This window comes from Pseudoflavonifractor phocaeensis (genome assembly GCF_016901735.1).
In the GTDB taxonomy this organism is placed as follows: domain Bacteria; phylum Bacillota; class Clostridia; order Oscillospirales; family Oscillospiraceae; genus Pseudoflavonifractor_A.
The window spans coordinates 68,675-81,668 of sequence record NZ_JACLZC010000002.1 but is presented as its reverse complement, the minus strand read 5'-3'; the positions used below and the strand labels follow the sequence as shown (position 1 = coordinate 81,668).

The window sequence follows — 12,994 nt, the reverse complement described above, 5'->3', positions numbered from 1 at the left end:
TACATTGAGCAAATTGAAATTTGAGTACAACATCCGCGGTTATCGCTATGCTCCCGAGAGCTTCCACATCTATAAGGGGCTGCCGGGACAAAAGAAAAAAGAGATTCCCTTGTCCGATGAACAGCGCCAGCAGATGGGATACCTCTGTTTGACGGAGGGGGTTAAAAGCGCCGTGGACTATGTGAAACACATCGAGCGGGAGCGGGAGCGTAAATGCCGTCAGTATATGACCTATGGCTTCATACTCAAAGAGAACCCGCACGAATATGTGTATTGCCCTTCGCTTCGTTGCAGAGAAAGCGACACATTGAAAACTCGCCTATGTATTTTGCAGGCGGTTCGTGAAGAACTGGCCCGGGATAAAGGCCGAGTGGAGCAAAGCGTTGAATGCGATTTGGATGGGCACTACCGTCCTGTCAATATCAGAAAGCATTATGCGACTGCAGACCTTCGCCGTCCTGTCATGGTTTGGCTGCATGTTGTGTGAACAAGGAGAAATTATGAAACAGCTTGGAAATTTGTCAATCGTCTGTGCCCAACGCACGGATGTGTTGATGCAGATCTATGGTGGACAGGTGAGTGTCCATGTGGGGGAAGGCCGGAGCGGACTTCTCTTTTTGCCGCATGGGATGATGACGAAGTGATCCAACGCATTATCCATGAATTGAATTTTGGCCGCTACGCTATCAAGGAAAAACGGAACAGTAAGGAGAATGTCGCATGATCGAAAATTTGAATCAGCTGAAACGCGCGCTGCGGCCCGGAATCCGTCTGCAAATCGTTGATCATCGCCGAACGGAGTGCATCAATCAACTGCGTGAGGTCACATGGATTACCTCAAATGGATTTTGCACGAAGGTGTTGAATCAGCCGGCTGACAAGATCGATGCCGGCAATAATGGCCGCGGCGCCATGCTCTGGTGGGGGCCGGCCAGCACCTGGACATTTGAAAATGGTGTGTGCAGTTCGTTCACCTACGGCGGCAACAGAAAAGAAACGCTGATCATTGCGTTTCGTGTACTGAATGAGGAGGTAGCGTGATGAATCAGGAATTGATAAGGAAACAGCAGGATCTGACTGCCCGGCTCAACCGTTATCGCCATGAGTATTACAATCTCAATGCGCCCAGCATCAGTGATGCTGTCTATGATCGGCTGTTTGAGGAACTTCAAGACCTGGAGCGGCAGACGGGCATCCAGATGGCGAACTCTCCTACCAGTACGGTGGGGTATCCGGCAATCAGCAAGCTGGAGAAAACCAACCATCCAATCCCGCTGCTGTCGCTGGATAAGGAAAAAAACATTGTGGAGGTGTGCCGCTTCATGGGCGAGCATCAGGTGATGTTCATGCTCAAACTGGACGGGCTCACCATCAAGTTAACCTATGAGGGTGGCGAATTGCTGGAAGCTGCTACCCGAGGCGATGGGGAAGTGGGCGAAATCGTGACCCACAATACCCGCGCCATTGGCGGCATACCTGCGCATATCCGATATGAAGATCGTCTGGTGATCACCGGGGAGGCATTCATTCGACCCAGCGATTTTGAACAGCTGAAGGCCTCGCTGGTGGACAATAACGGAGAGACCTACAAAAACGGACGCAATCTGGCGGCTGGCTCGGTACGCCTGCTGGATGCCAAGACCTGTATGGAGCGGCGTCTGATGTTCATGCCGTTCACTGTGCTGGAGGGATTTGAAAACCTGCCGCGCAAGTCGGAGCGGCTGAAAGAGCTCTCTGCGCTGGGATTTACCCCCTGCAAGTATCTGGTGACCAAGCGAACGCTGACGCAGGCAGAGGCGGAGGATGGAATCAAGCAGCTGCAGCAGTATGCCAGAGACAAGGATATTCCTATCGACGGCATCGTTGTCACCTACAATGATGTGGCCTTCGCCAAGAGCTGCGGGCGTACAGGCCACCACTATAAGGACGGACTGGCGTTCAAATTTGAGGATGATCTGTTTGAAACAAAGCTTCAGATGATTGAATGGACGCCCGGACGCACCGGCGAGATTGCCCCGGTCGCAGTCTTTGCGCCGGTGGAAATCGATGGCTGTGAGGTGTCCAGAGCGAGCCTGCACAATCTTTCCTTTATTGAAGATCTGGAGCTGATGCCGGGAAACCGCATTTTGGTATCGAAAAGGAATCTCATCATTCCTCATGTGGAAGACAATCTGGACCGCGGCGGCTTTGTGCTGGAAAGCGCATACCCTCACCGGTGCCCTTGCTGCGGGGAACCCACCCGTATCCACGAAACCAGAGGGCGCAATGAGAACGGCGAGGAACGCACGATCAAGACGCTGTTCTGCGACAATGCTGGCTGCGAGACGAGAAAGCTCAAGCAGTTTGTCCATTTTGTCGGCAAAAAGGCGATGAATATTGAGGGACTCTCCGAAGCAACGCTGGAAAAACTGATTGGCCGGAGGTGGATTCACAGCTATCTGGACATCTACCGGTTGGATCAGCATAAAGACGAGCTGGTGCGTATGGACGGCTTTGGAGAAAGATCCTGGCAGCGCCTTTGGAGCGCCATTCAGCAGAGCCGGAATACGACCTTTGAGCGGTATGTGATTGCCATGGACATCCCCATGATCGGCAACACCGCCAGCGGCGTTCTTTGCCAGGTATTCCACGGTAATCTGGACGAGTTCCGGGATGCCGTTTATGCCGGGTACGACTTCCGGCAGCTCCCGGACTTTGGAGATGCGCTGCACAATAATATTCATGAGTGGTTCAGCAAAGAAGAAAATTTCTGTATTTGGGAGGAATTGCAGATGATGATGAAGATCCAGAAGCCGGTGCAGCCGGTTGCGGAAAACAACACGCAGGACAATCCCTTTGCCGGGAAAACCATTGTGGTGACCGGAAAGGTGGAACCCTACACCCGCGATGAGATGAACAGCCTGATCGCCTCGCTGGGGGCGATTGCTGGCAGCTCGGTGACCCGTAAGACCCACTATCTGGTCTGCGGCGAGAAGGCCGGCAGCAAACTGTCCAAGGCGCGGGAACTGGGTGTCACTGTGCTGGAACCACAGGAATTTTTCCGTATGGCAGGCGTGGCCTGAACACCAGGCCAGTCAATAACAACAGGGAGAGCACCATAATTCGGCGCTCTCCCCCTGTTTTTATGGAGGAATTGATATGGATAGAACCTATATCACGCCAATCGTGAACCAGACTTATACCAATCGCAACGGCAGTGAATATCGCTGCACCAGTGTTGCCGAAGCAATCCGGCCGTGTGAAACGACGGCGCTCTTCACGCGAGTGCGCGATGGCTGGAGCCTGCAGGCGCATGGAATTCTCCAGTACGACGATGGAACCATCGAATGGAACTACTCCACTGGGGGCCACTGGCCCAGGTAATCACGAAAGGAGGGACAACTGTGAATCAAGAAATCATGCCGGCATACGCGGCCTATCAGAAAGCCATTGATCTGACATTGTATCATGCTTTTGCCGAACTGGTGGTACAGACTTCTCAGGACGACAAGGCAAGGATGCACTATCGCCAGATCGCAGCTGCCCAGATTTGGCAGCAAGATGTGGATGTCTCTATCTATTTTGAGCAGTATAGCCTGCGCTATCCTGGAGAGGTGCTGGAGCGGTTTGAGGAAAAGTTGGGCACAGATATCCGTATTGTCCGTGCATTGGCACTGGCACTTGCCGTTACACGCACACTCCACGCAGACCAGATGTTTGTGGGCAGTCAGCGTAGTGGCTTTCTCCAGAAAATCCGGCGAATCGCTGATGGGGATGTGTACCTGAGCGGTGCTCTGTATCATCTGGAGGAAGATACTGTGCGCCAGCGTGCCCTGTTGGATGCCCTGGCAAAGACGGAATACACCAAGACAGAAGAAGCCTTGTTTGTCCTTTCTCTGTTTGATGACCGGGAGGAAGGATATCAGGTGATGCACGCACAGCTGCTCCGGTTGTTTGGTCCGGAGCGGACGATGCCGCTGGCTTTTAACTGTGGTGTGCTGGAGTGGTTTATCCGCACATACGCTGAGCAGGTGAAGGCCTGCCGGTCAAAGGCAGATCTTGTATTGCGAACACTGGTAAAGCTTCCTTGTATGAATATGAAACAGGACAGCCGGGAGTTTGCAGTTTTGACCGCAGCTGGATACGGAGCAGATGAAATCATTCTGACAAACTCACTCGCAATGTGGATGGATAGAATTTCTTATCGGCTATCCTCTAACAGCATTCCTGCCGAGAAACTTGCGGCGGCGTGCTGCAAGATGTTGCTCAACTGCCCGGAAGCATTGCCGGATTCGCTCTATGGATATGTTGGCTGGCTATTTACCCGCTACAAGGATTTCTCCATCAAATATGAGGGCAATCGGGATTTGTGGGCGGCTGTAAATTCAAGCCTTTCACCGTCTTCCTCCAAAACTATCCTTTGGATGAACCGAAACATCAAGCAGTCATTTAATTATCGGTTCGATGTGTTTGATCCGCAGTATGACTGCCTGGCAGTCGAGTTAAAGCGGGACACCTATTTGGAATTGTTCACGATGCAAATGCTTCGCTCGCTTGGATCGGCAACTACTGGACAGTGGCTTGCCCGGTATAAGCAACTGACCGGAGCCGACTACATGGAGTATTTCACTTGCTTTCGGCAGCACACCGAGGAGGCGTTTACCCTTCTGGTGGAAACGAAGAAAATCGACCTGTGGGCTTTTTTTGAGAAACACCGAGCGGAGGGTGAATACGCATACCCTTTGAAGCTTCTTCGGGACTATGCCCTGCGTATTTCCAGTTGGAAATGCTATCGGTTTGTCGAAAAGTTACTGAACCAATACAGATTTACACAGCTGCAGGAGATTTTCGGAGATCGGTTCTATTTTCACCGCTCTTTCTGCGAGAATACTGGTGGTTACGGAAACGAGAATTTTCGCACCATAATTGCCCGGCCTTTCCTTGGCCCAGAGGAGCACCGAAAGCTCTACGAATGGGTGGACTCTTCGTTTTTTCAAATGGAGCCGGAACACTATACGGCATTTGTCTGGAGCGCACTGAAGGACCCGACGATTCAGCGGCTCTACGACAGGCCCACCCTGGCCTCTGTCCTGCGGCAGCTGATTGCCCGGGGCAACAGCGGAGGCTATGATGGCAACTGCCTGAAAAAGCGGTTCTATTCCAAAAAAGAACTTGAAGCCGACCGAAAAGCCGCTGCAGAGAAAAAAGAGCAGGAGCAGATGCTGCAAAAGCAGCAGGAATTTTTGAAAAGAAAGGAAAAGTTGGCACAGATCTATAACGGAAGTGCGATGTCTTTGGTTCAATTTGCAGACAAGTATTATTACAAAGAAGATAAACAGCAAGCCATGAATATGGTCTATGAAAAACTGTTGGAATGGCCTGCCGGCTGTGTGCAGGAACTGACGCCGATAGACACACAGAATTTCTTTGTGCTGTGCGGAATGCTGGCAAAGTACGAGACCAGGCCAAAACAAGAACTATTGGATATGGTGAAAAACATGATCGAAGGAGGTGCAGCAGCATGACCAATACGATGAAACATTTGTCTCTGCTGGGCCGCATGGAAACTGACGGCCTGATGCTGAGCCTAACGGGCTTGTTTTCTGAGAACGAGTTGGACGGGGCGTGCGAAAAGGTCGAACGGCTGGAACTGCAGGCGCGGCTGAAGAAAAACAGGAGCTCCCAAATTCAGCGGAAACTGGTTGAATGCGGTGAGTTCGCAGATTTGTACCATGCTTTGTGTACCTGTGAGATCGAGGATGACAGGATCGAACCGATGCTCAAATCGGCAGATGACTGCCATGAGAGCCTGACACAGTATCCGACGGAACAGGTACTGGAGGCAGCGTCTTTGAATGTTCCAACGGCGCTGACTTTTGAGTATTTGAAATACTATTTGCCCTATGTCAAGTACGAAGAAGAGGAAAAAGCTATTCTGGATAATCTCTGGCTTTTTCCTGTTGCAGATTGGAAAGGTCTTTCTTCACTGACCGCACATCAGCGGGACATGATGCGCTTTCCATTTCTTGGCGCCTGCCTGTTCAACTGGCATAGCAACGAAAAAGAGACGCTGGTACTTCTGGAGCAGAATACACCGCTGCAGAAGATCCTCGGCCTGCTGTACCAGCAGGGCGTGACCGTGTTTCTTGATTCTGGCCGGCTGAAAGCGCTTCAATGGCTGCGGGAGACCGATATCGGGAAGTTCCGCCAGCTGCTGGAGGTCTTTGAACATGATGCAGATGATTTGAGTATCTTTTTCCAACGCTGGTTTGAAAACCGTGCGGGACAGTATGACCTGAACTGGTTCATCAGACAGGAAGCACCGCTGAACAAAGAACAGCGTGAGGAAATCTTGTGCAACCAGGTCAGTTACCTGAATGCGCTGTATGCCGGTTGCCTCCATCTGGATTTTGACGCGATCCGCTCGTATCAGTTTCCAATCCTTGTCTATGCGGTGGAACACAGGAAAAAGCACTTTTTACAGTTGGTGGATCAGAACAGTGAGATTTTCCTTTCTCTGAGCCGCTATGCGCTCCTGTTTGAAGATTGCTTTTGTGAGCACTGCAATCTCAATTCCCTGTCAGAAAAGAATTTGCAGGATTGCGATGCTGCAAAGCGCACAGACAGCTATTTTGACTGCCTGGAGGAAGGACAGCAATACACCTTTGAAGAGATGCGGCTGCTGTGGCAGCAGGACCAAATCTATGTCCGCCTGTATGCAAAGCTGACCCCGCTCCCGGTAGACCAGCGTATGCTCACGCTTCGCCAGCTCCTCAAGCGGGATCTGGTCAGCCGATACACGGAGGATGAGCAACTGACTCAGCTGGCTCAATGCCTGCTGGAGCAACCGTTCAGCGAATGGTATCGGAAGCGATTCGGACATATTCGCGGGCTGACGAGGCGGACAGCTATGCAAATGCTGTTTCATTACACCCAGCTTTGCCCCTTTGTCCCAGATCTCCAGACGGAAACGGATGCGGTCTTTGCGGCCAGAAACCTGCCATTGCTTGCCGGGTGTGAAAATTGGCCGCAGGTTCGCGCCTCTGTCCTGACCACGGATATGGATTGGGCCCAGTTGAAAGAAAGCCTCTCCATTTCAGACGAGTTTGTGAAACAGAACCAAAATCGTATCACAGACTTCCTGCTTCGAGGAGGCAGTAGCCTGGTGACTCCGCTATATAACTACCTGCAGGGAAACGATGCGGCTATCGAGGCACTCAGAAGAATCGTGTAGGCTGAACTCATGGGCCAGTTCTATGTGCTGAAATATTTCGCAGACGATCTGCGCAGGGAAATTAACCACCCAATCAGTGAGCAGCAGGAGACCGCATGGCAAAAGAACCTTGCGTTGGAGCGAGGCAAGTTTATTGCCGAAGAAGCGGATGATTTCTACCACACCATTCAGATAGGCGAGCTGCCCTATGGCACCTGCTTGTCTTACCGAACGGGGAGCCAACGAGAGTGCCTGCTGGCGGCTTTTGATTCCAACAAGAAAATCATCCTGATCAGAAAAGGTGATGAGATCGTGGCCCGCGCCTGCATTCGCCTGACGAAAGGGGCGTTTCAAAAGCCGACAGAACTGATGCTTTCTTTTGCTGATTTGGCCGGAGAGAACACAACCGAGAGCGGTCGTATTGTCAGTGAGAAGCTGGTGCTGTTTCTGGAGCGCATTTACACCACCGGCATCAATGACGATGAGCAACAAGTGGTCATGGAGATGGCCGTCGCTCTGGCAACGCAGAAGGCTGCGGAGCTGGGGGCAGTCTCTGTTCTGGCAAGGAGGTATGTCAACTGTTATGCACGGGATCAGTATGTCAGCAGCCCGTTTTATGTGTATATCTCTAAATCTAAGAACGGGCAGCAGTATCTCGATTCCCTGGGCGGCGCAGCAACGACCTCTCGCAAAGAAAAATATGTGGAAGGTGCATTTTTGGTAGAACGGGCGGCCCTGCATACCGCAGGGGCGCTCCCTGAAAAGGAGGAATGAACATATGAATGACCGGACTATGATAAAAGTGCGGTGCGACAAGGAACTGCTTTATATTCGCACCATTTCATGGCAGAAAAAGTCTCCGCATCGGTTTGCCATCCTGCGCAGCGAACTGCAAAAGTTGGAGCAGGAGCCGAATAAAAGGGTACTGACGAGTGATTGCGGTTCCTTTGCCAGTCTGCGGCTGACAAAGGGGCCGGATGGTACACAGATTCTGGAAATCCGGTTCACATGGCTTCAGGAAGATGGCAACGACAAGGTGCATGGCTGGAAAGAGGATGTGCGGATTCCCTATGAGCCATTCCGCGCCTTTTCAGGGGCCGGAGAGGATATGGATGGTGCCGAGTGGCGCCAGCTCTCCATCCCGGAACTGGTAACACGCCGATATGAATTCCGCTGCCGGAAAAATCTCCATGAGGTTACCGGGTGCCGGCTTCTGCGTCACAAATTGGGGAAGATCCTGGAACAGCATTTCCAGTGGCGCGGCACGGAAAAGATTGTCCTCTATGATGACAGCCAGCCGTACAGCTTCTTTTTTGAGGAGTATACGCCTTATGGCAGAGGAATCTGCGGCGCCGTCATCCTGCATGGAATAGAAGACATAGCAAAGGCTCGATACAGCGTACACACATAAAATATATACTGATTTACATCGGATGGATGCGATACCGCCGGAGAAGAAAAAATTCTTCTCCCGGCGGTATCGTTGTTTTACCATGGTATAGGCTTTGTGTTTTTTTGACCTCCTGTTGAGAAAGGCGTCATCCAGGCGTAAAGGATATGTATAAAGCAAAAAAGGAGGCAATTACCTATGTTGATTGGTGTCGATCATGGCAACAAGCAAATCAAAACCGTCCACTGCAGCCCGTTTGTTTCCGGCCTGCAGCAGAGCATTACAAAACCCTTTGGCCAGAGCCTGCAATACCGGGGAAATTACTACACGCTTTCCAACGAGCGCATCCCGTTCCGGAAGGACAAGACGGAAGATGATCGCTTCTTTGTACTTACGCTGATTGCTATCGCAGAGGAATTGGAGGCGCGTCAAATCGGTAAGCAGGAACTCTACAATATCCAGCTGCCGGTAGGATTGCCGCCGGCACATTTTGGCGCCCAGGCAAAAAAGTTTACCGATTATTTCAAGAGAGATGGAATCGTGGAATTCGTGTACCGGGATAAGCCTTACGCCATCCGTATTACCGATGTGGTTTGCTACCCTCAGGCGTACGCGGCGGCGGCAACCATGCTTCACACGCTCATGGATGACCCGAAAGCGGTGGTGCTGGATATCGGCGGTTTCACGGCGGATTATCTTCTTTTGAAAAACGGAAAAGCTGATCTTACCTCCTGCGATTCGCTGGAAAACGGCGTGATTCTGCTCTACAATAAGATCAGGTCCAGAGGAAACTCGGAACTGGATCTGCTGCTGGATGAAAGCGATGTGGATGCAATTCTTGCTGGCAGGAAGACCTCGTATCCGGCTGAAGCCGTGCGCTTGGTGGAGCGGCTGGCACAGGAATTTGTAAACGACCTGTTCAGTACGCTCCGGGAGCGGATGCTGGATCTTCGCTACAGTAAGGTGGTCTTTGTGGGCGGCGGCGCGATCCTGTTGCGCCGGCAGATTGAAGCTTCTGGTAAGGTGGGGACGCCGCTGTTCGTCACGAACATCAATGCCAATGCGGCCGGTTTTGAATACCTCTATCGACTGGAAACGGCGGGTAGGTGATGGGTATGGCGGCCAAAAAGGAACGGGGGCGATTTTCTCTGCGGTTCAATATTGGCGACCCCGTACAGCGGGCTGCCGTTGAACTGTTGGAACTTCAGCCTCCTCATAGCAAATCCCAGTATATTGCCAACGCAATCACATACTATAATGCGAATTTTGCAGATGACCCACAGCCTTTGAAAGCGATGGCTCCGGTCATTGACAGAGCCGCCATCGAAGCCATTGTACGTGAGATCATGCGGCAAGAGACAGGACAAACCGAAAAGCCTACTCCTGCCTCGGGCGTCTGCCGAATGGAAGAAGGGAAAGCGGCTTCGACATCAAATGTACAGGCGCAGAAGCCAGAGTATATACCGGAAGTGGGAGAAGCGCCGGAGATTGATGATGTGACCCGCAACCTGATAGCCAGTACAATGGCTGCATTCCGTAGATAATAAAGAAAGAGGTATAGGGGAGACAGATAAAGCCTCATCCTATACCTCTTTCTGTTCTTGAATGGCAGCAATATAACTGTCAATAATATCTTCCAGATGGCGGTACTGGCTGGGTGTCAATGAAGAAATCTTTTGATGAAGCAGGCGTGCATCGTCTTCTATGACCCGACCGCGCAGTAAATAGTCTGTGCTGATGTCCAATGCTTCACAGACATTCAGTATAGTTTCAGGACGCATGGCTTTTGCTCCCAGTTCGGCAGTTGAAATAGTTTGCGGGGTTACATGTGCCATTTTAGCCAGAGTTTCTTGTGTTAATCTCAGTTGTTTGCGGCGATCCAGCATTCGCTGGCCCATCTCTTTTAATAATTCACCCATTGGCAGCCCTCCATGCTATAGCTATATTTTATCCGCCATAACACAAAAAATTAAGCGGCCATAGTTGAACTTATTCAGCCATAGCAGGTATAATGAGCTATATTACTGTACTATTGAAAAAGGAGGAGATGAGATGGACAAGTTTTATTCGTGTGCTGTTGTTAGTCAACGGCCTACGCAGTTTAAATTCAAATATCAAGAATATATGACTTCGTGCAAGCGTCTGAAGAAGCGGTTGCATGATGTTTTTATGGAACTGTATCGGCGTGGAGTACGTCGGTACTATGTCGGTGGAGCACTTGGTGTCGATCTATGGGCCGGTGAGATCCTGTTGGAAATGCGATGGCAGGAAGAATGCCCGAAATTGAAAATTGTGCTTGTGTATCCCTTTCCAGGTCATGACGAACGATGGGACCCCAAAAGTCGTGAAAGGTTGCATCGCCTAAAGGAGAACTGCGACCAATTTGTAATGGGTAGCAGGGGAGTGGGAGCGCAGGGGTATAAAGAGCGCACAGTTTACATGGTGCAATGCGCCGACTGCTTGGTGGCAGTGTATAATAATGATCCGCAGGGAGCGGGTAGCATACGGGTAGCAATGCGGATTGCAAAGACCCGCAGACTGCCGCTTGTGCTGATTCATCCAAATACGGGGAAAATTAGTAGAATAGGTTAATAAAAGTATATCGCAAATAGATATGACTATTACTATAAGAAGTAAAAAGGATGGCTGTGGTGGAACTAAGACCACCACAGCCATCCTTTATAGTGTGCTATCCATTATAGATGCCATCCAGCAGCTTCTGTGCGCAGAGATAAAAATCTTCGATACATTCCGTCTATTGACAATAATTCCTCGTGTGTTCCTCTTTGAATAATCCGTCCATGGTCTATTACAATAATCTGGTCAGCATTCCGAACGGTACTCAGGCGGTGAGCAATAGAAATTAGAGTTTTATCCTTTGTCAGCTCCTGAATTGCGGACAAGAGCGCTTGCTCATTCTCCGGGTCGACGCTGGAGGTGGCTTCATCCAGAATGATGATAGGCGCATCTTTCAAAATAGCCCTGGCTATGGAAATGCGTTGCTTTTCACCTCCTGAGAGGGTGGAGCCACCTTCCCCGATAATCGTATCGTACCCATCTGGAAGGGTCAAAATAAAGTCGTGACAACAGGCTCGTTTTGCAGCCGCTACCACCTCCTCATGGGTAGCTTCTGGCCGTCCAAACCGGATGTTATTTTCCACAGAATCATGAAAGAGATATACATTCTGAAAGACCATGCTGATGTGTTCCAGCACACTGTCTGCGGTATAGTTTCTCACATTTTTCCCGCCAATTCGTACTATCCCCTCCTGCACATCCCAAAAGCGGGCGATTAGATTGCAGAGTGTGGTCTTGCCGCTGCCGGAGGGGCCTACAATCGCACAGGTGGTGTGCTCCGGGATTTCCAGCGAAATGTCATGAATCACCCGGCGGTCCCCATAGCCAAATGAGATATGCTCCAGAGAAATATCATAGTGGGACACAACCAGTTTCTCCGAGTTGGTATCCATTTTTGGAATGTCGGTGACCTCCTCCAGCCGATCCAATTCCGTATTGATCTTCTTGCTCAGAAAGGCACTGTTGCCCATCGTCTCCAAGTCGGAATAGACTGTGAAAGCGCAGAACAAGAAAGTCAGGCAATAAGGCAGGCTGATTTGCCCCGCCAGATACAGCAGAGCCGCCGCCGCAATCAGCACACAGCTCATGAGCTTAAAGGTCAATCCATAGAAACGGAGGACGCCAGCCGTAGCCTTTTCCTGGCCGTAGTCTGCGTCCCATTTTTTCTGGAACGCAGCGCGGACTTCCCGCTGTCCTTCTTCACCTTTAGAGAAAGAACGCAACACCGAAATACCCTGTATGTATTCCATCACCTTACCGACCAGATGCTCCTGGGCCTCCTGGTAAATGGGAGCATATTGGGCGGCGCGAAGCCTCACCCAACGCAGGACCAGCATCCCAAGTGCCAGCCCCACAAGGCTCAATCCCGCAATCACCGGGCTGAAAAGGAACATCATCACGGACATCAGTACAGCCATAGCCACACCGCTGGTCATCTGCTCAATAGCCAACATGGAGTACCCCTCCAGGTCGGCAATCGTAGTGGTGAGCATGGCCTGAATGGTGCCCAGATTTTGTTCTGAGAAATATCCCATGGGTGCCTGCTTCAGCCGATCCCCAATCTTCAGACGGTAATCCCGGAAAATGTCATAGCCGGACCCGCTCATGGTGCGATCATACATCCATTGGAAGCAAAAGCGGCCCAGTACACTGCCTAGAATTACGCAGAATGCCTGCCCAATAATAGTTGGTGTCAGATTATCCAGATGAAGTAAAATCCAGAACACACCGAACATCATAAAACCGTTGAAGAACGATTTCAGTATGTTGCAGACGGTGCCTGCCACGATCTTTCCCCGGCTATTTCCCGCAATTTTAAAGACACGGCGAATCAT

General features: G+C 50.9%; 14 protein-coding genes. 12 read left to right on the top strand and 2 right to left on the bottom strand.

Annotation, left to right across the window (positions count from 1 at the left end):
- Positions 1-4 precede the first annotated feature (4 nt).
- From H7U37_RS01175 to H7U37_RS01130, 11 genes are all read left to right on the top strand, one after another.
- The gene (locus tag H7U37_RS01175; protein ID WP_204872959.1) at positions 5-487 is read left to right on the top strand and encodes a hypothetical protein; all 483 of its coding nucleotides are present in this window, start codon (positions 5-7) and stop codon (positions 485-487) included.
- 13 nt (positions 488-500) lie between these two features.
- Positions 501-644 (top strand): hypothetical protein, encoded by a 144-nt coding sequence (locus H7U37_RS15560; protein WP_243414184.1) that lies wholly within the window; start codon positions 501-503, stop codon positions 642-644.
- 76 nt (positions 645-720) lie between these two features.
- Positions 721-1,041: a hypothetical protein gene (locus tag H7U37_RS01165; protein WP_007713133.1), complete on the top strand. Its 321-nt coding sequence runs from the start codon at positions 721-723 to the stop codon at positions 1,039-1,041.
- On the top strand, positions 1,041-3,062 hold the full coding sequence (gene ligA, locus H7U37_RS01160; protein ID WP_204872957.1) for an NAD-dependent DNA ligase LigA: 2,022 nt from the start codon (positions 1,041-1,043) through the stop codon (positions 3,060-3,062). Before H7U37_RS01165 ends, ligA begins: the two co-directional genes overlap by 1 nt.
- A 76-nt stretch (positions 3,063-3,138) precedes the next feature.
- Positions 3,139-3,363, top strand: coding sequence for a hypothetical protein (locus H7U37_RS01155; RefSeq protein ID WP_040411900.1), 225 nt, complete (start codon positions 3,139-3,141; stop codon positions 3,361-3,363).
- Positions 3,364-3,383: 20 nt separating this feature from the next.
- A complete protein-coding gene (locus H7U37_RS01150; protein WP_204872955.1) occupies positions 3,384-5,504 on the top strand; it encodes a hypothetical protein in 2,121 nt (706 codons plus the stop codon).
- Complete coding sequence (locus H7U37_RS01145) at positions 5,501-7,213, top strand: hypothetical protein (protein WP_243414183.1); 1,713 nt, start codon at positions 5,501-5,503, stop codon at positions 7,211-7,213. Before H7U37_RS01150 ends, H7U37_RS01145 begins: the two co-directional genes overlap by 4 nt.
- 9 nt (positions 7,214-7,222) lie before the next feature.
- A complete protein-coding gene (locus tag H7U37_RS15555; protein WP_243414182.1) occupies positions 7,223-7,966 on the top strand; it encodes a hypothetical protein in 744 nt (247 codons plus the stop codon).
- Positions 7,967-7,970: 4 nt separating this feature from the next.
- A complete protein-coding gene (locus tag H7U37_RS01140) occupies positions 7,971-8,603 on the top strand; it encodes a hypothetical protein (protein ID WP_007713100.1) in 633 nt (210 codons plus the stop codon).
- Positions 8,604-8,780: 177 nt separating this feature from the next.
- Positions 8,781-9,692, top strand: a complete 912-nt coding sequence (locus H7U37_RS01135; protein ID WP_117777621.1) for a ParM/StbA family protein — start codon at positions 8,781-8,783, stop codon at positions 9,690-9,692.
- Positions 9,693-9,697: 5 nt separating this feature from the next.
- Positions 9,698-10,126 (top strand): hypothetical protein, encoded by a 429-nt coding sequence (locus H7U37_RS01130; RefSeq protein ID WP_243414181.1) that lies wholly within the window; start codon positions 9,698-9,700, stop codon positions 10,124-10,126.
- A gap of 39 nt (positions 10,127-10,165) precedes the next feature.
- On the opposite strand, the gene H7U37_RS01125 is transcribed toward H7U37_RS01130, so the two are convergent.
- Positions 10,166-10,501, bottom strand: a complete 336-nt coding sequence (locus H7U37_RS01125; RefSeq protein ID WP_204872953.1) for a helix-turn-helix domain-containing protein — start codon at positions 10,499-10,501, stop codon at positions 10,166-10,168.
- A 133-nt stretch (positions 10,502-10,634) separates the two neighbouring features.
- Between H7U37_RS01125 and H7U37_RS01120 the strand changes: the two genes are divergently transcribed.
- Complete coding sequence (locus tag H7U37_RS01120; protein ID WP_204872951.1) at positions 10,635-11,174, top strand: SLOG family protein; 540 nt, start codon at positions 10,635-10,637, stop codon at positions 11,172-11,174.
- 104 nt (positions 11,175-11,278) lie between these two features.
- On the opposite strand, the gene H7U37_RS01115 is transcribed toward H7U37_RS01120, so the two are convergent.
- Positions 11,279-12,994 carry an ABC transporter ATP-binding protein gene (locus tag H7U37_RS01115; RefSeq protein WP_207751906.1) on the bottom strand — a complete coding sequence of 572 codons (1,716 nt, stop codon included), beginning with the start codon at positions 12,992-12,994 and terminating at the stop codon, positions 11,279-11,281.